Source organism: Streptomyces albicerus (assembly GCF_008905045.1).
Taxonomy (GTDB): Bacteria; Actinomycetota; Actinomycetes; order Streptomycetales; family Streptomycetaceae; genus Streptomyces; species Streptomyces albicerus.
This window is the reverse complement of record NZ_VWMY01000044.1, coordinates 1-18838: the sequence shown is the minus strand read 5'-3', so window position 1 is coordinate 18838 and position 18838 is coordinate 1. Positions and strand designations below refer to the sequence as shown.

20 protein-coding genes and 1 pseudogene are annotated in these 18838 nt (G+C 71.1%); 15 read left to right on the top strand and 6 right to left on the bottom strand.

The genetic code is table 11. The features are described 5' to 3' along the window. The first annotated feature begins 7 nt into the window (after positions 1-7). The 8 genes from GAS53_RS34480 (at position 8) to GAS53_RS34445 (ending at position 4594) form a co-directional block, all read left to right on the top strand. Entirely contained in the window at positions 8-478 is a 471-nt protein-coding gene (locus GAS53_RS34480; protein WP_151481694.1) for a Fur family transcriptional regulator, read from the top strand. A gap of 8 nt (positions 479-486) precedes the next feature. Then, on the top strand, positions 487-708 hold the full coding sequence (locus GAS53_RS34475) for a hypothetical protein (protein ID WP_225859261.1): 222 nt from the start codon (positions 487-489) through the stop codon (positions 706-708). A gap of 18 nt (positions 709-726) precedes the next feature. Further along, positions 727-1743, top strand: coding sequence for a CobW family GTP-binding protein (locus tag GAS53_RS34470; RefSeq protein WP_151481693.1), 1017 nt, complete (start codon positions 727-729; stop codon positions 1741-1743). Then, positions 1740-2771, top strand: a complete 1032-nt coding sequence (locus tag GAS53_RS34465; protein WP_151481692.1) for a WD40 repeat domain-containing protein — start codon at positions 1740-1742, stop codon at positions 2769-2771. Before GAS53_RS34470 ends, GAS53_RS34465 begins: the two co-directional genes overlap by 4 nt. Then, on the top strand, positions 2768-3175 hold the full coding sequence (locus tag GAS53_RS34460) for a (2Fe-2S) ferredoxin domain-containing protein (protein WP_151481691.1): 408 nt from the start codon (positions 2768-2770) through the stop codon (positions 3173-3175). The genes GAS53_RS34465 and GAS53_RS34460 overlap by 4 nt, the downstream gene beginning before the upstream one ends. After that, positions 3162-3596, top strand: a complete 435-nt coding sequence (locus GAS53_RS34455) for an ArsR/SmtB family transcription factor (RefSeq protein WP_192583404.1) — start codon at positions 3162-3164, stop codon at positions 3594-3596. The genes GAS53_RS34460 and GAS53_RS34455 overlap by 14 nt, the downstream gene beginning before the upstream one ends. 376 nt (positions 3597-3972) lie before the next feature. After that, the gene (locus tag GAS53_RS34450; protein ID WP_151481690.1) at positions 3973-4209 is read left to right on the top strand and encodes a DUF6186 family protein; all 237 of its coding nucleotides are present in this window, start codon (positions 3973-3975) and stop codon (positions 4207-4209) included. A gap of 16 nt (positions 4210-4225) precedes the next feature. After that, on the top strand, positions 4226-4594 hold the full coding sequence (locus GAS53_RS34445) for a DUF6256 family protein (protein ID WP_151481689.1): 369 nt from the start codon (positions 4226-4228) through the stop codon (positions 4592-4594). A 100-nt stretch (positions 4595-4694) separates the two neighbouring features. Here GAS53_RS34445 and GAS53_RS34440 read toward each other — a convergent pair whose 3' ends face one another. Both GAS53_RS34440 and GAS53_RS34435 read right to left on the bottom strand, forming a co-directional pair. Next, complete coding sequence (locus tag GAS53_RS34440; protein WP_151481688.1) at positions 4695-7004, bottom strand: ABC transporter permease; 2310 nt, start codon at positions 7002-7004, stop codon at positions 4695-4697. Next, a complete protein-coding gene (locus GAS53_RS34435; RefSeq protein ID WP_151481687.1) occupies positions 7001-7708 on the bottom strand; it encodes an ABC transporter ATP-binding protein in 708 nt (235 codons plus the stop codon). The genes GAS53_RS34440 and GAS53_RS34435 overlap by 4 nt, the downstream gene beginning before the upstream one ends. Positions 7709-7786: 78 nt before the next feature. Between GAS53_RS34435 and GAS53_RS34430 the strand changes: the two genes are divergently transcribed. Continuing rightward, positions 7787-8725, top strand: a complete 939-nt coding sequence (locus GAS53_RS34430) for a sensor histidine kinase (protein ID WP_225859260.1) — start codon at positions 7787-7789, stop codon at positions 8723-8725. After that, entirely contained in the window at positions 8722-9429 is a 708-nt protein-coding gene (locus GAS53_RS34425; RefSeq protein ID WP_151481686.1) for a response regulator, read from the top strand. Before GAS53_RS34430 ends, GAS53_RS34425 begins: the two co-directional genes overlap by 4 nt. A gap of 114 nt (positions 9430-9543) precedes the next feature. Here the strand turns inward: GAS53_RS34425 and GAS53_RS34420 are convergent, their stop codons facing one another. The 3 genes from GAS53_RS34420 to GAS53_RS55455 all read right to left on the bottom strand — a co-directional run bounded on the left by GAS53_RS34420 (position 9544) and on the right by GAS53_RS55455 (position 12316). After that, the gene (locus GAS53_RS34420; RefSeq protein ID WP_151481685.1) at positions 9544-9723 is read right to left on the bottom strand and encodes a hypothetical protein; all 180 of its coding nucleotides are present in this window, start codon (positions 9721-9723) and stop codon (positions 9544-9546) included. Positions 9724-9932: 209 nt separating this feature from the next. Further along, on the bottom strand, positions 9933-11522 hold the full coding sequence (locus GAS53_RS34415; RefSeq protein WP_225859259.1) for a S8 family serine peptidase: 1590 nt from the start codon (positions 11520-11522) through the stop codon (positions 9933-9935). Between the two features lie 287 nt (positions 11523-11809). Then, positions 11810-12316, bottom strand: a complete 507-nt coding sequence (locus GAS53_RS55455; RefSeq protein ID WP_192583403.1) for a hypothetical protein — start codon at positions 12314-12316, stop codon at positions 11810-11812. A gap of 413 nt (positions 12317-12729) precedes the next feature. Between GAS53_RS55455 and GAS53_RS34405 the strand changes: the two genes are divergently transcribed. The 3 genes from GAS53_RS34405 (at position 12730) to GAS53_RS34395 (ending at position 16696) form a co-directional block, all read left to right on the top strand. Continuing rightward, complete coding sequence (locus GAS53_RS34405) at positions 12730-13032, top strand: hypothetical protein (protein WP_151481683.1); 303 nt, start codon at positions 12730-12732, stop codon at positions 13030-13032. A gap of 71 nt (positions 13033-13103) precedes the next feature. Continuing rightward, complete coding sequence (locus GAS53_RS34400) at positions 13104-13421, top strand: ArsR/SmtB family transcription factor (RefSeq protein WP_151481682.1); 318 nt, start codon at positions 13104-13106, stop codon at positions 13419-13421. A gap of 635 nt (positions 13422-14056) precedes the next feature. Then, complete coding sequence (locus GAS53_RS34395; RefSeq protein WP_318723305.1) at positions 14057-16696, top strand: FG-GAP-like repeat-containing protein; 2640 nt, start codon at positions 14057-14059, stop codon at positions 16694-16696. 111 nt (positions 16697-16807) lie between these two features. On the opposite strand, the gene GAS53_RS34390 is transcribed toward GAS53_RS34395, so the two are convergent. After that, positions 16808-17410 (bottom strand): class I SAM-dependent methyltransferase, encoded by a 603-nt coding sequence (locus GAS53_RS34390; protein WP_151481680.1) that lies wholly within the window; start codon positions 17408-17410, stop codon positions 16808-16810. A 229-nt stretch (positions 17411-17639) separates the two neighbouring features. Between GAS53_RS34390 and GAS53_RS34385 the strand changes: the two genes are divergently transcribed. Continuing rightward, the gene (locus tag GAS53_RS34385; protein WP_151481679.1) at positions 17640-18242 is read left to right on the top strand and encodes an XRE family transcriptional regulator; all 603 of its coding nucleotides are present in this window, start codon (positions 17640-17642) and stop codon (positions 18240-18242) included. Positions 18243-18711: 469 nt separating this feature from the next. Continuing rightward, positions 18712-18838: pseudogene (locus tag GAS53_RS34375) on the top strand (DNA-directed RNA polymerase subunit alpha); the annotation flags it as partial.

The window sequence follows — 18838 nt, the reverse complement described above, 5'->3', positions numbered from 1 at the left end:
ATCTGCCGTGGGTGGCCGGACGACCCGGCAGCGGAGGGCGGTCCTGAGTGCGCTCGCGGGCTGCCAGGACTTCGTGTCGGCCCAGGAGTTGCACGCCCGGCTGGTCGCCGACGCCCAGTCGATCGGCCTGACCACCGTCTACCGCGCACTGCGTGACCTGGAGGCGGAGGGCGGCGTGGACGTCGTACGCGACGAGGCAGGCGGACGGCTCTACCGTCGGCGGCCCGACGACGGCCACCGCCATTACTTGATCTGCCGCTGCTGCGGCAGCAGCCGTCCGGTGGACTCCGAGATCGTCGAGCAGTGGGCTGATCAGATCGCCGCCGAAACCGGGTTCGCGGCGGTGGAGCACACAGTCGAACTCACCGGCCTGTGCGCCGACTGCCACACCACCGAAGACCAAGAGGGAGTGCCGCAGTGCCGTTGGGATCCCGCACACCAGGACAGCCCGGGCCGAGCCCGCAGCTGCGCGAGCTGAAGGAGACCGTGCGCACGCTGCTCGGTCTCGACGACGACACCGCCGTCATGGTCCGGCAGCTCGCCTGCACCGAGCCCGGCTGCCCGCCGTTGGAGACCGTCGTCGCAGTTCTCCCCATGGACGGCGCGGCCCGCCGCTGGACCCTGCTCCAGCCCGCCGAGCAGATCACCGAGGACGACCTTCGGCACGCGCTGCTCGCCCCCGACCAGGACCACCATCAGGACCACTAGGACCACCAGGAGCCCGAATTGACCACCACAACGGAACCTCGTGACGAACGAGTTCCCGTCACCGTCCTGACCGGCTTCCTCGGCTCGGGCAAGACGACCCTCCTCAACCGCATCCTCACCGAGAACCACGGACTCAGGGTCGCCGTCATCGAGAACGAGTTCGGTGAGGTCGGCATCGACGACGCCCTCGTCCTCGACGCCGAGGAAGAGATCTTCGAGATGAACAACGGCTGCATCTGCTGCACCGTGCGCGGGGATCTCATCCGCATCCTGGGCGCGCTGATGCGCCGGCGGGAGAAGTTCGACCACATCCTCATCGAGACCACCGGGCTCGCGGACCCGGCCCCCGTCGCGCAGACCTTCTTCATGGACGACGAGATCGCCGCCCAACTGCGCCTCGACGCCATCGTCACGCTGGTCGACGCCGCCCATGTGCTCCAGCACCTGGACGAGGTGAAGCCTGAGGGCGTGGAGAACGAGGCCGTCGAGCAGATCGCCTTCGCCGACCGCCTGGTGCTCAACAAGACCGACCTCGCGGACGAGGAATCCGTTGGGGAGGTGATCCGCCGCGTCCGGGCCATCAACTCCGGCGTGCGCATCATCCCCGCCCAGCACGCCGAGATCGACCTCCAGCAGGTGCTGGATGTCGGCGCGTTCGACCTGGAGCGCGTCCTCGCCGACGACCCGTCCTTCCTCACCGAGACCGAGCACCAGCACGACACCACCGTCACCTCGGTCGGCATCGACCTGCCCGGCGAACTCGACGAGAACAAGCTCAACGCCTGGCTCGGCACCCTGCTGCGCACCAAGGGCGTCGACATCTTCCGCTCCAAGGGCATCCTCGCCCTCGCCGGGACCCCCAGGCAGTACGTCTTCCAGGGCGTGCACATGCTGCTGGACGGGCAGTTCGGGCGGGACTGGCGAGACGGCGAGGAGAGGCGCAACCGGCTCGTGTTCATCGGCCGGAACCTCGACCGGCAGGCGCTGGAGCGCGACTTCGCCGCGTGCCTGGCCACGGCGGGGGCGGTGGCGTGAGCACCACGGTCGACTCCGACCTCACCGTCGCCTGGGACATCACCGTCGACGACGCGCCCGTCGCACTGAGCGCGCGCGGCGACCTGGTGGCCGTCGCGGGCGCCGAGGGCACGGTCCGTGTGCTGGACGCGGCGATGGGGGCCGAGGTGGGCGCCCTCGAACTGCCCAGCGGGGCACTGAGCGTCGAACTGGCCCCGGATGCCGGGCACTTGGCGGTCACCGGTCCGCTGGAGTACGCGCTGTGGCGGCGCGCGGACGGCCGTACGACGGTACGGGAGCCCGGCGCCTGGTCGGCGGCCGCGGCATGGGCGGATCCCGGGCGGGTGGCCGTGGCCTCGGGGCGCCGCGCGCTCGTCCTGGACGCGGACGGTGAGGAGTTGTGGCGTACGGATCCCGCCGCGTCCACGGTCACCGACCTGGCCTGGCTGCGGCAGGGGCGGCGGCTCGCGGTGGCCGCCTACGGTGCCGTGCACGGCCACGAGCGGCACACGCCGAAACCGGTGGTGACGTACCCCTATGTCGGGTCGCACCTCGCGCTCGCCGTCGCACCCACCGGGAAGTGGATCTGCAGCGGCAACCAGGACGCCTCGATCCACATCTGGCGTACCCGGGACGGCAGCGAACTGACCATGTCCGGCTACTCGGAGAAGGTCTCCCGCCTCGCCTTCGACGACACCGGGTTCTGGCTGGCCGCCGACGGCGCGCCGGACGTGACCGTCTGGGACTTCTCCGGCAAGGGACCGGCAGGGACGGCACCGCGCTCCCTGCGCTGCCACGAGACGGTCACGGCACTGGCCTGGCGGCCGGGCAACGGAGGCCACCTGGCCAGCGGCAGCGCCGACGGCACGGTGGCTCTGTGGTACGCAACCGCCGGACGACCGCAGCAACGCCTGAGCCCCGCACGCGAGTTGCCCGCGGACGGCGCGGCCGTCGCGGCGCTGACCTGGGCCGGACCGCACCTGCTGATCGCCGCGTACCGGGACGGCCGGGTCCGGGCTTACGGGGTGCCCTCCAGGACCGCCCTGTGAGCCGGCGTACGGTGACCGTCGGCGCGGCGCACGCACGCCCCTGCACGCTCGTCGTCTGCCGGGGCTGCTGCTGCGGCAACCCGCGCAAGCACCCGGGCACCGACCACGCCTGGCAGCTGGACCGGCTGCGGGCCGGCGCGGCCGAGCACGGCTTCGAGGTCCGTACGACGGACTGCCTGGGCCCCTGCGACCAGGCCAACGTCATCGTCGTCCAGCCCTCCGCCGCCGGACGCCGGGCCGGGGGCAAAGCGACCTGGATCGGCTTCGCCATGGACGACGACTGCACCGACGACCTGCTGCGCTGGGCCGCCGACGGAGGGCCCGGGGTCGCGGAGCCCCCGGCCACGCTGGAGCTGCAGTTCGTCCGCCCGCCGCGCGAGGCCCGAGCCCGTGCACGCCGCTGAGCCCGTCCGCCCCGACGGGGACGCGGGCGGCCGCGACATCATCGCGGCCGCCCGCCTCGACGAGGTCACCGCGGCCTCCGTCGCCGCCACCCTCCAAGCCCTGGCCACCCCCTCCCGGCTGCGCATCCTCACCGCCCTGCGCCACGCCGCGTACTCGGTCACCGAACTCGCCGCCGCCATCGGCATGGAGCAGTCAGCGGTCTCCCACCAGCTGCGGCTGCTGCGCGTCCTCGGTCTGGTCACCGGGCAACGCGACGGCCGCCGTATCGTCTACCGCCTCTACGACGACCACGTCGCCCAGCTCCTCGACCAGGCCGTCCACCACATCGAGCACCTGCGGCTCGGCCTGCGCGACCGCGTGCAGGCCGAGATCTTCGCCTACGAGACAGGCATCAACCGGCCACGCGACGCGTCGCCCTGAGCCGGACATCACGCAGCGGGACGGCCGCCTCAGAAGTTCTCCACGAGCCAGGTCGCCGCCCACAGCAACACCGCGACCGCAGCCAGCAGCGCGACCGCCTGCACGACCCAGCGGGGCATCTGGTTCATCGTGTCCATCCTCACCTCGGGTCCTGACGGGCTTCTACCCCGTGACACGGCACCCAGTTCCGCATCGACGCGCCCGAAACCCACTTCCACGACCCGCTCGGCCGCCGCCTCCGCGCCGACGCTCCGCCGAACGCGGATGACCGGTTCCTCGGGCGGCTTGACGCGCGGGCCGGGTCCGGAGTGCCGAGCCCGTTGTGACCGATCATCGACCTGACAGCCACCGATACCCCACCAGAGCAGGAGACGCAGTGGCAGAGCATCCGGTGATCGGCTATCTCGTCTGGGCAGTGCTGTTCGGCGCCGTCTTCGCCTGGGAAGGCATCGGCCTGCTGCGCCCCGACGACGGCTTCCCCACCCTCAGCGACGCAACCAACGCCGTCATGCGCTACCCCGCAGGCCGCTGGACTCTGTTCGCCCTGTGGCTGTGGCTCGGCTGGCACACGTTCGTACGCGGCTGGCACTTCCTGCTCCAAGAGCCCACCTGACCCCGTGGAGCCTGCCATGCTGCCTGTGCACCTCAACATCGCGGTCATGCTGACCGGTTACCTCCTGGTCATGGGCTACCTCGGCCTCGGCCTGCTCATCCGCCGACACCGCCCGACCACCGCCTGGGCGCCTGCGCGACGGCTCGCCCCGGCGCCGGTCAGGCGGGGCTGGCCCACGTTGGTCCGGAACGTCGTGGGCACCGCGATCGGCGGTTATCTCGTGCTGATGGCCGTGGTGGTTGGCTGGTACCAGGGCATCGCCCGCCTGGAGGACGGCTTCCTCCTGAGCGCGGTCACCGGCGCCGCACAGCTGATCGGGATCTCCCTGCCGATGTTCTTCCTGGCCTCCTGGGCCGTCTCACGTCGACGCAGACAAGGCCCGTAAGGGCATGCCGCTCTGTGAGCGGCCCACGTGCTGACTGGCTCACTCCGTCTCGGAAACCATGCGCACTGCGGTGAAGCGACCCTCTCGCAGCTGACCCGCCTCACTCGTTGTGCAGCACCTCGGCGATCGTCAGCCGCGCGGCGCGGCGCGCCGGAACGTACGCGCCCAGCACCGCGATCGCGACGCCCGCGAGAGCCAGGCCGGTCAGGGACAGGGCCTGCCAGACGTCCGTCATGTACGAGGGCAGGCTGATGTCCACCGCGTCCGCCATCCTCGGCACCACCAGGTCGTAGCCCGCCATGCCCAACGGGATGCCGAGCAGCGAGCCGATCGCGCCGAGCACCGCCATCGATGTCACCGTCATCACCGTGACCTGTCTCGGGGTCATGCCGATGGACTTGAGCATGCCCAGGTCGCGGCGGCGGTCACGGGTGTTGAGGACGACCGTGTTGAAGACGCCGAGGGCGGCGACCAGGGCGAGCATCAGGGTGAGCACCGAGGCGGAGCCGATGATTGTCTGCGTGACGCTGTTGGGCCCCTGCGGCGACGGGCTGATTCCGGGGTCGGCGGCCCTGGCCGCGCGTGCGTAGGCGGCCGGGTCGGCTCCGTCGCGGAGCTTGACGTGGTAGGCGATGGGCTTCTCCTGCGGGGACAGGGCTGTCATCGTCGGCCAGTCGGCGACGATCCGCCGGGCGTCGCTCTCCATGTACTCCCCGACGACGACCGCCTTCTGGCTCCGGTCGCCCCTCTCCAGGCGGAGGTGGTCGCCGACCCGCAGGCCGTTCTGGCGCAGGAAGGCCGACCCGGCCACGATCTCGCCGGTGCCGCGCGTCCACCGGCCTTCGGTGAGCACACTGTCCAGCTGGAGCCGATCGCCGCGCCGGCCTTCGAGCTCCACCTTGTGCGCGGAGCCCGCCACGCGCACATCGGTGTTGGACCGGGCGGTGACCTCACGGGCGCTGGGCAACGAGCGCAACAGCGACTGGAGTTCGCGGTCGCCGTGCGCCGGCTTGATCTCCTTGCCGTCCTTGAAGTTGCTCGCGTACACCGTCACCTGATAGGCGTCGCGGCCCGCGTTCCCGAACCGGTTCATCGTGGTGGCCAGTCCGGTCGCGAACGTCACCGTGGTCACGCCGAGGAGGACGGCGGCGAGGGTGAGGGCGCTGCGGCCCGGCCGGGCGAACGGCAGGCCCATCCCCAGGCTCACCGAGCGCGGCAGCCTGCTGCCCGCCAGCCGCCGCTGGATGCCCAGGGCACGCCCGGCGCGCGGTGCGCTGCCCGCGCTGATGGCCTGCGCCGCGGACAGGCGGCGCGCGCGCACCGCGGGGGCGAGGGCGGCGAGGACGCACACGGCGGGCACGCCGAGCAGGGCGACGGCGTTCACCCAGGGCGCGACGGAGACGTCGTCGTGGAACACGCCGGCGTCGGGCCCCGTGAACACGAACCCGAAGAAGGGGCGCGCCAGCACGTTGCCGAGGACGGTGCCGAGCGCACAGCCGAGGACCGCCGGGACGGAGATCATTGTGAGGTAGACGGCGACCACCTGCCCCGGTGTGAACCCCAGGGCCTTGAGCACGCCGATGTGCCGGAAGCCGGAGATCACCGCACCGCTGACCACGTTGCCGATGATGAGCACCGCCACCGCGATGCCGAGGATACCGAAGGCCATCAGGTAGGGGGTGTAGGCCCGGGCCGAGCTGCTCACCTGGTCCTTGAGGGTGAGATACGACCGTGAGGCGGTCAGCGCGTCCGCCGGGAGCCCCTCGGTCGCCGCGTCCGACTGCATGCGCAGCCGTTCCTCCGACGAGGCGTCCGGGAAGCGGAAGAGCATCTGGGTGACCGTTGGGTGCAGGGCGCCGATCTGCGCGGGAGCGACCCAGGCGTCCGCCGTCCGGCTCAGGTCGAAGGCGAAACCGACGACGGTGAGGGACCGGCCCGACGGCACCCGGACCTTCTTGCCCAGGTCGTCGGCGGTCCAGTCCGGGTCCCGGTTCAGGACGATCTCGCCGGGCCGGGTGGCCCAGCGGCCCGCCCACACCTCCAGCCGGTCCACGGGGCCGCCGGGGTCGGCACGGCCGGCGACCGTGATCTCACGGCCGAGGCCGAAGTTCATGGTGCCGTCCGGGAGTTCGACCGTGGCCTGGGCGAAGGGCCCGGCGGCCTCGGTGCCCGACCGCCCGGCCGCCTGCGTCAGCTGTGCGTCGGACACCTTGGCGGGGTCGAAGGCGGCGATGACATGCGGGCCGCGTTGCTTGCCGAAGGCCTTGTCGAAGGGAGCGGAGGCCGCGTCCACCAGGCCGAGCGCCACGACCATCGCCGCCGTCGAGGTCAGCGTCACCAGGGCGATGACGAGCGTCTGGAGCCTGCGCCGCCGTACCGCCGCGCGCGCGGCCCACCACACCGCCCTCATGCGGACGGCTCCAAGGTGTGCTCGCCGGTGACCCGGCCGTCGGTGAACTCGACGAGCCGGCTGGCGCAGCGCCTGGCGAGATGCTCGTCGTGGGTCACCAGGATCAGCGTCTGGCCGATCTGGTTGAGGTCGAGCAGCAGGTCCATCACCTGCTCGCCGGAGCGGCTGTCCAGGGCGCCGGTCGGCTCGTCGGCCAGCAGCAGGGCGGGCCGGTTCATCAACGCCCGGGCCACGGCAACGCGTTGGCGTTCGCCGCCGCTGAGCACCGCCGGATAGGCGTTCCGCCGGTCGGCGATGCCGAGTTCGTCGAAGAGTTCCAGCGCGCGGCGACGGGCCTGCCGGGCCGGGCTGCCGGTCAGCTGCGCGGCCAGGGCGACATTGTCGAGCGCCGACAGGTCGTCGACGAGGTTGAAGAACTGGAAAATCATGCCGATGCGGCGCCGCCGGTACAGGGCGAGGCCCTTCTCGCTCAGTTCCCCCACATTCTCGCCGTGCACGACGACCGTGCCGCCGGTCGGCCGGTCCAACCCGGCGATCATGTTGAGCAGGGTGGACTTGCCGCACCCCGACGGCCCCATCACCGCGACCGCCTCCCCGGGCCGGATCTCCAGCGACACCCCGTCCAACGCCGTCGTCTCGCCGTACTCCTTGCGTACGCCGTCGAGCCGTACGACGGCTTCTCCCCTGCTGTCCTCAGTGACCATGCACAGGACGCTAAGGGGAGGCCGCGTGCCCGGACATCCCTCTCCGGGTTGCACCTCGGCCGGCTCCTCATCCTGGAGATGCAGGTCCTGCATCCACAGGCCGATGCGGTCCCGGTGATCGTCTGCCAAGGTGAACCCGTGTGGGAGTGGGAGCCGAACGGGCTGATGGCGGGGCTGGGGGTGGCGTGTGCGGCTGTGGTGTGGCTGGCGGTGGCACTGGTGCGTACGCGACGGAGGTGGCAGGCGGCCGTGGGGGAACGCGGCTGGCTCCTGGAGCGGGAGCGGGAGAGCGCGGCCCGCGCCGCGATCGCGGCCGAACGCGACCGTATCGCCCGGGAGTTGCACGACATCGTGAGTCACAGCGTCAGCCTCATGGTGGTCCAGGCCGGGGCCGCCCGCGAGGTCCTGGGCACGATGCCCGACGAGGCCTCGGCGGCCTTGCGAGCCGTCGAGGACGCGGGGCGCGGCGCGATGACCGACCTGCGGCATCTGCTGGGAGTACTGGCACCGTCGCAGAGCGGCGAGGACACGGACCCGGGCCCCGACGGGGACGGCGACGACGACCGGGCAGAGGTGGGTCTGGCACCGCAGCCCGGCCTCGACCGGCTGGGCCCGCTCGTCGACCGGATCTCCTTCGCCGGCCTGCCCGTCGAGGTTCGCATCTCCGGCGAGCCGCGCCCGCTGCCGCAGGCAATCGACGTGACGGCGTACCGGATCATCCAGGAAGCGCTGACCAACGCGCTCCGGCACGGCGACGGCGGCAAGGCCGAGGTCACCGTGCGGTACGCGGACCACGCGCTGCGCGTGGAGGTGCTGAACACGGGCCCGAGCGTGCTGACCGGCGGCACCCCGCGGCCGCCGACCCCGCGGCTCCGCACGGGCACGGGCACGGGCACGGGCCGGGGGCTGCTGGGCCTGCGGGAGCGGGTCGCGGTGTACGGAGGAGACCTGGACGCCCGGCGCCGCCTCGGCGGCGGCTACCGCGTCCGTGCGCGCATCCCCCTGGACCGCCCGTGAGAGCGCCCGCGGTCGACTCGACGCCCCGCGTGCTGATCGTCGACGACCAGACCCTGATCCGGACCGGCTTCCGACTGATCCTGACCGCCCGCGGCATCGAAGTGGTGGGCGAGGCGGCCGACGGCGCGGAGGCGGTGGCGCTGGCGCGCGAGCTCGGCCCGGACGTCGTGCTGATGGACATCCGCATGCCGACCATGGACGGCCTGGAGGCCACCCGCCGCATCCTGGAACAGTCCCCGGACTGCCGGGTCCTGATGCTGACCACCTTCGACCTGGACCACTACGTCTACACGGCCCTGTCGATCGGAGCCAGCGGCTTCCTCCTGAAGGACGTCACACCGGAACACCTGGCGGCAGCCATACGCCTGGTGAACACCGGCGACGCCCTCCTGGCCCCCTCCATCACCCGGCGCCTGGTGGAACGCTTCGCCAGGGACGCCGCCGACGCCCCACCCGCCGTACGCGCCGACCTGGCCTCCCTGACCCCCCGCGAACTGGAGGTCCTCACGCTGCTGGGCCGCGGCCTGTCCAACACGGATCTGGCCGCCCGACTCACCCTGAGCGAAGCCACGGTGAAGTCCCACGTGGCCCGCATCTTCGCCAAGCTGAGCCTGCGCGACCGCGCCCAGGCCGTCGTGCTCGCGTACGAGACAGGGCTGGTCAAGCCGGGTGCCCCCGGCACGAGCAGGTCCCCGGGCCCGTGAAACCCACGGGCTCGGGACACAGGTCGCCGGCGTACGCCTCGTGGCTTTCGTCGCCCTTCCGCATGGCCGGGCACGAGGCCGGCTCCCGCTGACAGCGACTTCCCGGCGCGGAGTTCACTGACCCGTCGGGATGTCGTCCGCCCGCTCGCCCTCCGCTTGAGATGGTTCGGTCCTGGGCACGTCCGGGTGCCGTTCCATGGCGCTGCGATCGCCCGGCTCGTCGCGCTCCCCCTCGGCCTGCGACGGGGTACGCGCGTACAGCCAGCGGTCGTCATCCGAGGCTCCGGATTGCATGACGGGCCTCCTTCGCTCGCTAACCCCATGCTCCACCTTCGGCAGTGACAAGGCGAGAGAAGCGCGAACAACGGGGCAACCACGTGCCCACCATCATCGCCGGACGCTACGACGACTTCTGCTTCCCCGCCTGCTGCGGAAGCGGCGCCCGTCCCATCAAGGCCGGGCGCCGCTCGGTGGCCGTGTTGAAGGGGCAGGGCCGACCGCCCCTAGCCGGCCATGGAGGGAGCGTGGGGTGACAAGGCCGGAGCGAGTTGCACTCCCGTTGCCAGGCCCAGGGCGACGAGAGCGTCGGGCAGGCCACGCCCGACCCGCGCCCCGTCCACGGTGCCCGGAGCGGCCAGCGTGCGGCAGCTGGCCGCGATGATCTCGAACAGGTGGTTCACCCTCCCCGGTCCGCGGGGCAGCAACTGGCCGTGGAAGTCCTCGTGATGGGCGAGCACGAGGGCAGCGAGACCGGCGACGTGGGCCGAGGCCGTGCCGGTGCCGTCGAGGGCCACGTACCCGCCCTGCGGGGAACACGACAGGACCGCCACGCCGGGGGCGGCCGCGTCGACTCCGGGGCCGTAGCAGCTGAACGGCGCGGCGAACAGCCCGCCCGGCGTCAGCTGCGAACCCGAGTGGGTGGCTTGGGACGTGTCCGGCGGGTAGGAGCCGAAGACCCCCAGCGCGCCCACGGCGAACACGGTGGGCAGCGAGCCCGGGAAGGCGACCGGCCCTGCCGTGTCGCCCGCAGGGGCGACACAGGCGACACCCGCCGCGTTGGCATCGGCCAGCTTGCGTGAGACCAGGGCCGACGAGTACGGGGCGGCCACCGCGATATGGGCGATGTCGATCTCGCGCTCGATACAGTGGTCCAGAGCGGCGATCAGGTCACTGAAACAGCCGTCCGGCAGTACCTGACACACTTCGATCTCGGCGTCGACCGCGATGCCGATCAGACCCGTGCCGGTGTCCGCCCCGGCGATGATCCCCGCCGCGTGGGTCCCGCTGCCCACCGGGTCATGGGCCCAGCCCTCGTCCGTGCCACGGACCAGATCGATCCCGGAGCGCACCCGGTCCTTCAGATCGGGGTGCTCCGAGGCGGCACCCGAAGCGATGACCGCGATCTTGACTCCGAAGGCACGGAACGTGGGCGGCAGCCGGTCCAACCGCATGGCCTGCTGGCCCCAGCCGTACTGCTGCCTCTCGTCCAGCCCCGGGGACACCTTGCCCAGCGGTGTGAGGGTGACCAGGTTCTCCCCGGTCACCGACAGGTCCGGGCGATGGATCCAGCGGTCCACGTAACCGCCCGCAGGCCGGACGTACAGCGACTGAACGGACCCCGCGGTCTCCGTGGCCAGCGTGACGGTGACCTTTCCGTCGGCCCCCGTGATGCCCTGGCCCGGCCATGACGCCCCGATCAGGAACACCACCGCTCCGGCCAGCGGTTCGTCCTCCGGGCCGCACACGCGCAGCGAGATCTGCGCAGGTTCGTCCAGCGGCACGACCAGTCCCGGATCGCGGAGTGGCACGACCCCCGGGATCGGTGCCGCGGCCGGTCCGGTTCCCGGCAGCGGCAGGTCCGGCTCGATGTGTACGTGCAGCGACCGCAGCGCCGACATCTGGGAGTCGGCTGCTTCGACGACCGCGAATTCCGGGCACGAGGGGTGCTGCCCGGCCGATTGGAGCTTCTCCGAAGGGTGGAGCCTGCGGATCACCTTGACCTCGGGCATCTGGCCCATCCGGTCACACACCGCGTCCATGCTGAGCTCGGCCACTCCTGGTGGGAGCAGATGCTGGGGCAACGGTGTCACCATGTACCGCTCCGGGCGCGGTTGCACCGTGCGCGGTGACCGCGCGCCTTTCTCCCGTGGTCCCGCATTCCTGCCCTCGGGTTCGGACCCTCCCCCGCCGTCACCCTCGGACCCGCTCGAGCGGCTGTTCTCGGGCCTTTCCTTGACCATCACGTCCACCTTCACCACGCCTACGTCGTACCTGTGCGTACTTGTGCTTCTGATCGGGCCACGGGGCGGCTCGCGCTCGCACGCTGATGCGGTGTGCCCGGGAACCGCTCCGGGGCACACCGCATCGCGCCGCCCTCAGGTCAGCCGATACCGAACGGCTGACTCATCTGGCCGAAACCGAAGCCAGGCTGCTGGTACTGCTGGCCGAACGCCTGCTGGCCGTACGGCTGCTGAGACTGCTGGCCGAACCCACCGCCCCACTGCTGCTGGCCCTGCTGGCCCTGCTGACCCTGCTGACCCTGCTGGCCCTGCTGGCCCTGCTGGCCCTGCTGGAGCAGCGCCAGCATCGCGGTCGGCAGCGCCTGCTGCACGGACTGCTCCACCGCGTGCCGGACACCCGAGGCCAGCGTGCGGTGCAGCGCGAGAGCCAGGTAAGGGTGCGCATGCTGGGCGATCCCCTGCTGCTGGAGCTGCTGCTGGACCTGCTGGATCTGCTGGAACGTCTGCTGCACCTGCTGCGCGACCTGCTGGGCCGTCTGCTGGCACGCCTGCTGGATGGTCTGCTGGACCAGCTGGGCGATCTGCTGCGGGCCGCCGGTCTGCGGGCCCGCCTGCTGCAGGGGTTGGGTACCGGTCATCACCGACATGAATGCTCCATTCACTGCCACCAAACGGAAGCCGACATAGGAATAATGTCGGCTCCGTCGTTTAAAACGACATTCATGACGCTAAGTCGGTGCCGACTCGGTCGCAATCGGACCTGCGGCTCCTGACAGAGGCCCCGCAACCGGAGCGCCGGCCAGCACCCGGATGCCTGGAAGCTCAGGACCTGCGTTACTGCCATCACGTCGCACCTGGCTTGACCACCATGGCGAGCCGCTCGCCGGCCGAGGCGAGCGCCGGCACCAACCGGCTGCTGTCGGACCTCGACCCGGGCCAACCGCCCCAGTTGGTGGACTTCGGGGCGACACATGCGTGAATTGCCATATGTTAATGTGGCCACGCACGGCCTGCGGAGCACGAGCCTCAGGCAACCGGAGAGCACCAAGAGGAGCACCACATGACCACCGCCACCGAGCACCGCACGCACGACGACCACACGCACGCCCACGGCGAGGGCTGCGGCCACGTCGCCATCCCGCACGGCGACCACATCGACTACGCGCACGACGGCCACATCCACAAGTCCCACGAGGACCACGTCGACGAATGCGCGAGCGCCGGCCACACCGCCCATGGCGGCCACGACCACCAGCACGGCGAGGGCTGCGGCCACGTGGCCGTGCCGCACGAGGACCACGTGGACTACGTGCACGACGGCCACCGTCACGCCGCGCACGAGGGCCACTGGGACGACCACTGAACCGGATCCGCGTTCGGCGACACGAACCCGGACCGGAAATCATTGTCACTTGCTAATATATGCATGTGACGATGACCCCTCCCCCCTCCCCGACAGCCCCGGCGGACGAACCGATACGCGCCCTGGAGGCCGCCAGTGACCTGCTGAAGGCACTGGCCTCTCCCGTCCGCCTCGGCATCGTGCGCGAACTGTCCGAGGGCGGAAAGTACGTCCACGAACTGGTCGCCGCCCTCGGCGTGAGCCAGCCGCTGGTCTCGCAGCATCTGCGGGTCCTGCGCAACTCCCGGATCGTGACGACCCGCCGCCAGGCCCGCGAAATCCAGTACCACCTCAGCGACGACCACATCGCCCACATCGTGCTGGACGCCATCCGGCACGCTCAGGAGTAGTCCGGCGCCGTCACGGCACGACGGCGCCGGACTCTTGTTGACGGGCTCCGTTTCGTCGTACTTCGTCGCACGCGGAGGACTGTGGGGACGCGCAGGCGTGCAGGGACAGGCCCGTTCCCCACGTGACAGGTCTGCCCCTGCACGCGTCACCGGCAGCAGCGCGGGTCGAAGGACAACACCCCGCTCGCTCCCCCTGCGTTGGAGAGGTTCCCCCGCCGCGAGGGCGGCACTGACCAGCAGGTCAGGGAGGATTGACGGCGTTTCAGGTTCGCCTGTTCGGCCCTTGCCTGATCGGCATGGCGCTTCTCCTCGATCAGGTTGCCCCAGCTCCAACCGGGCCGCTGCGACAACCCGGCGGCGGAGTCTTCTCACCAACGCTCGGTCGCCCAGCGCCTCGTGACAGGCCGAGCCGTGCCGGCGGCCCAGTCCGCATCGCCCCAATCAGTGATCTGCGTCACTTCACCCTCGTGAGCTGTGACGTTTCACGATCACGTCGCGCTGGGCACAGCGGTCCGCCCGCGTGACGGGTGTGCCTCACGTGACTTTCCAATGGGGTGGGACATTTGAGTCGCCGTACGACGCATGCGTACAAACCGCTGAGTCTGAAGCGAAGAACCTGGCTGACCCTCGGGGCCGTGGTTCTGGGAGGCGGGGGCATCGTGACGTATGCCGTCGCCGGACCGTCCGACGAGCGGCCGAGGCCCGGAAAAGAGGCCAGGCCGGCGTCCGTGCACAGCATGAAGCTGGAGGCGCGGGGCACGGGCCGCAAGGGTGTGGACAAGCAGGAGACCGAGCGGTTCAGCGGGCTCATGCTCACGTGGAAGGGGGCGAAGGCGCCGCTCGACGGTACGGCCGAGGCGCGCGCCCGCAGCCTCGAGACCGGTGAGTGGTCCGGGTGGAAGCCGCTGGTGGCGGAGCTCGCCGCCGACGGAGCGGAGGCGAAGCGGGCCGGGGCGCTGGGCGGCACCGAAGTGCTGTGGACCGGTGCATCCGATGCCGTCGAGCTGCGGGTCACGGCCGCGGACGGCGCCACGGCCACCGCGCTGCCCGAGGGCATCGCCCTCAAACTGATCGACCCGGGTACGACGGCAAGGGAGGCACAGGCACCCGCCGCCGAGCCGGCCGCTTACGCCGTGGAGGAGACCACGCCCGCGGCCACGCCGACGGACACGGCCGCTCCGGCGGACAGCACCTCGCCGGACGGGAGCGCGGCGCCCGCCGTGTCGGACCCTGCCACCGAGACCGCCTCACCGACCCCCGCGGATCCGTCCGGCTCTGCTTCGGCATCGCCGACGGTTTCCGCATCGCCGTCGCCGACGGTCCCGACCGCTCCTGGGTCGACGGTCGTCAAGCCGCCGGTCATCCCCCAGGCCGAGTGGGGCGCCAGCAGCAAGTACAACGGCACGCCCGAATACGGCACCGAGGTCAAGGCCGTCGTCGTCCACCACACCGGTGTGGACGTGGACAACGGGACCTCGTGCGTGAACTCCGCCGAGCGCGTGCGCACCATCCAGCAGGGCCACCTGGCCAAGGGCTGGTACGACATCGGCTACCACTTCCTCGTGGACCGCTGCGGCAAGATCTTCGAGGGCCGCAGCGGCGGTATGGACCTCCCGGTCCGCGGCGCGCATGACTACGGCTTCAACACCAACACCATCGGTATCTCCTTTCTCGCCAACACCGAGACGGTGAAGCCGACCCGGGCGGCGTTGGACGCCATCGCCCGGGTCGCCGCCTGGCGACTCGGTCAGTACGGCGCCGACCCGAAGGGCACCGTGACGCTCACCTCGGCCGGTGACAAGGGCGTCGACGGCAACCTGATCGCGAAGGGCGAGTCGATCACGCTGCCGAGGATCTTCGGCCACCGCGACACCAACGCCACCGCCTGCCCGGGCAGGAACCTCTACGCGCAGCTGTCGCTGGTCCGCTCGCTCGCCGCGAACCCCGGCATCTCGCACGCGCTCGCCACCACCGACTTCAACCGTGACGGCGTCACCGACCTCGTCGCCGGTGTGCCGAGGGCCTCGGGCAGCGTCGGCAACGTCGTCGTCGTGCCCGGCGGCACCGACGGCCCCGTCGGCAGCGCCAAGATCAAGCTGACCCAGTCCAGCCCGGGCGTGCCCGGCGCCTCCGAGCTGGGCGACAGCTGGGGCGCCGCCACGGCCTGGGGTGACGTCAACGGCGACGGCACCGCGGACCTCGCCATCGGCTCGCCCGGCGAGGACGACACATCCGGCAACGCCGACCGCGGCGCCGTCACCGTCCTGTACGGGCCCGGGCTGAACTCCGGTCACTCGTACACGACCACCGGAGTCACCGCCCCCGGTGCCAAACTCGGCATCACCGTCGCCGTGGGCGACTTCAACGCGGACGGCAAGGCCGACGTCTTCGCGGCCGGCACCGGCACCGGCGGCTCCTGGAACGCCCGCCTCACCGGCGGCGCCACCCAGTACGGCAAGCTGACCACCGCCGCCGGACCCGTCGCCTACGCGGACTCCGCCACGGGCGACTTCAACCGCGACGGCTACACAGACGTGGCGCTGAACTACCGCGACCAGTCGGGCATCGGCCGCGTCACCTGGTTCAAGGGCACCCCCTCCGGCCTGGTCAAGGTGAGCGTCCTGTCCGTCAAGGGCGGGCGCTCCATCGCCACGGGCGACGTCAACGGCAACGGCTACGACGACATCGTCATCGGCCAGCCCTACACCGCCGAGTCCGGCGCCTACAAGGGCGGCCAGGTCACCGTCGTCCCCGGCACCTCCACCGGCTTCACCACCACCGGCATGCGGACGATCCACCAGGACACCACCGGCGTCCCCGGCGCCGCCGAGTCCGGCGACGCCATGGGCTGGTCCGTCTCCGCCGGCGACTACAACCTCGACGGCTACGCAGACGTCCTGACCGGTCTGCCGAACGAGGACATCACCCGCAGCGGCACCAACCAGACCAACGCGGGCCTGGCCCTGCTCCTCAAGGGCACCTCCACCGGCCTCACCGGCTCCGGCGCGCTGAGCTTCCACCAGGACACCAGCGGCATCACCGGCTGGACCGAGGCCAACGACAAGTTCGGCTCCTCCGTGGTCCTGCAGGACCTGTCCGGCTGGGGCCGGGCCGACCTCGCCATCGGCGCGGAGGGCGAGAACAGCTACGACGGCACCCTTCTGCAGCTGGACAGCGGCAGTTCCGGTGTCTCGACCAGCACGGGCGTCTACTACGGCCGCGAGATTCTCGGCACTCCCACGGGCGCCCGCCTCGGCCAGACCCTGACCCCGTAACCGTCAACCGCTCGCCCCGACAACAGAGCCGGGGCCTCCACCGTGGAGGCCCCGGCTCTGCTCCCACCCCCTAGGAGCACGCGAACAGACCGTCAGCCCGCCCAGGTCCGATTACCGCAGCCGTTGCGCTCGCAGGATCGTGTCGTGGGTGTGGTGTGTGCCGGCGGGTGCCGGGTCGGTTCGTGGGCGGGTTTCGTTGATCAGAACGGTCCAGTCGTGGTCGAGGAGCCTGGCGATGTCGTCGGGCTGGTAGTAGTCGCCGGGGTCGAACCCGTCCTCCGGGCGTGGGGAAAGGCCGGCGGGGTCGTGGCTGACGAAGAGCAGGGTGCCGCCGGGTGCGACGGTGTTCAGCAGGCCGCGCAGCACGGTGTGATCCGGCACGTGCGAGAGCGGGAAGTACTGAACGGACACCAGATCGAAAGAGCGGACCGCGGGTGGCGCGGTGGTCAGGTCGGCCAGTGTCCACGCCACACGACCCGTGACATCCGTGGCCGCGGCGGCGGCGCGTTGCAGGGCGGTCCGGGAGATGTCGACCGCGGTGACCTGCCAGCCTTGTCGGGCCAGCCACAGTGCGTCGGCGCCTTCACCGCATCCCACGTCGAGTGCTCGCCCCGGCGTGAGGTCGGTGACCTCGGTGACGAGCACTCGGTTGGGTGCGCCGCTGAAGACCTGGTCCCGACTGCGATACATCTCGTCCCAGAACTGAGTGTCCATGATCCTCTCCTTGGTGGTGGAGGTGGGCCGCGGGCGTGGCCACAGGCCGGCGCGCCGGTCGCCCATGGCCAGCGCGCGCAGAGGGGCTGCCGACGCGAATGACCGCTGTCGATCACCGGCACCGGCCTGAGCCGAGCCGTCGTGACCGCCTCCGCCGCCAACCTGCCCCCGCCATGACGAATCGACAAAGTTCTTTGCGAAAAGTGCAAAGCGTGGGCACGGTGAGCGGATGAGCGACAAGTTCGATGCCGTGCCGGCCGCGGTCGGACCCCGGCTACGCGAGTTGCGACGCCGACGCGGAGCCACCCTGACATCCCTGTCGGAGACCACCGGAATCGCGGTCAGCACCCTGTCCCGGCTGGAGTCCGGGCACCGCAAGCCGGGCCTGGAACTACTGTTGCCCCTGGCCAGGGCCTACCAGATGCCGCTCGACGAACTCGTCGGCGCCCCGGCCGACGGCGACCCCCGGGTGTATCCGAAACCGATCACCCGCAACGGCATGACCGTCATCCCACTGACCCGCAAACCCGGTGGGCTACAAGCGTTCAAGCAGATCCTCCCCGCCGGCCTGACGACCGGTCGCGAACCCGATCTCCGCTCACACGAGGGCTACCACTGGCTGTACGTCCTGAACGGACGGCTGCGCCTCGTACTCGGTGACCAGGACCTCGTCCTCAGCAGCGGCCAGGTCGCCGAATTCGACACCCACCTCCCGCACTGGTTCGGCAACGCCGACACGCGACCGGTGGAGTTCCTCAGCATCCTCGGCCCCCAGGGCGAACGCGTCCACGTCAGAGCCAGCTATCGGCCCGACGAGCTCCACCACGGCTGAGGCTGTGTAACGCCCCAGGCGCTCCTGGCTGAACGATTCGCGCGCCGTCGCGTGGTCGGATGACCCCGAGCCCGGCGGGCCGATCCGCTGCGACATCGAGCGCCGCGTCCGCGGACTCCTCGACGACGTCGGCGTCGGCGTCGGCGTCGGCGTCGGCGTCGGCGTCCCGGCATACCGCTGACCGCGCACAGGGCGTACGGCGGCGGACCTACGACTCTCCTTCGCCGGCGTGGACAGCGACTGAGGCAACGGGGATTCCGTGCCGGGACGTAATTGCTGAGCACAGGGCCATGAGCTGCAGAAACGGCCGTGGGGGCAGCGAGCGGAAGGGAGGCCCGAAGCCTCCTCGCCGGGTTGGCGACACGGGCGGTTCGGCCTCCGTGGCGACCGCATCGTCCGCATCGCCCGTACCCTTCATGGTGTCAATGGCGTCACATAGCGGGCGCCGAACCACTGGAGGCAACATCTCGTGCTGATTGCTCAGCGTCCGTCCCTGACCGAAGAGGTCGTCGACGAGTTCCGCTCCCGGTTCGTGATCGAGCCGCTGGAGCCGGGCTTCGGCTACACCCTCGGCAATTCCCTGCGTCGTACGCTCC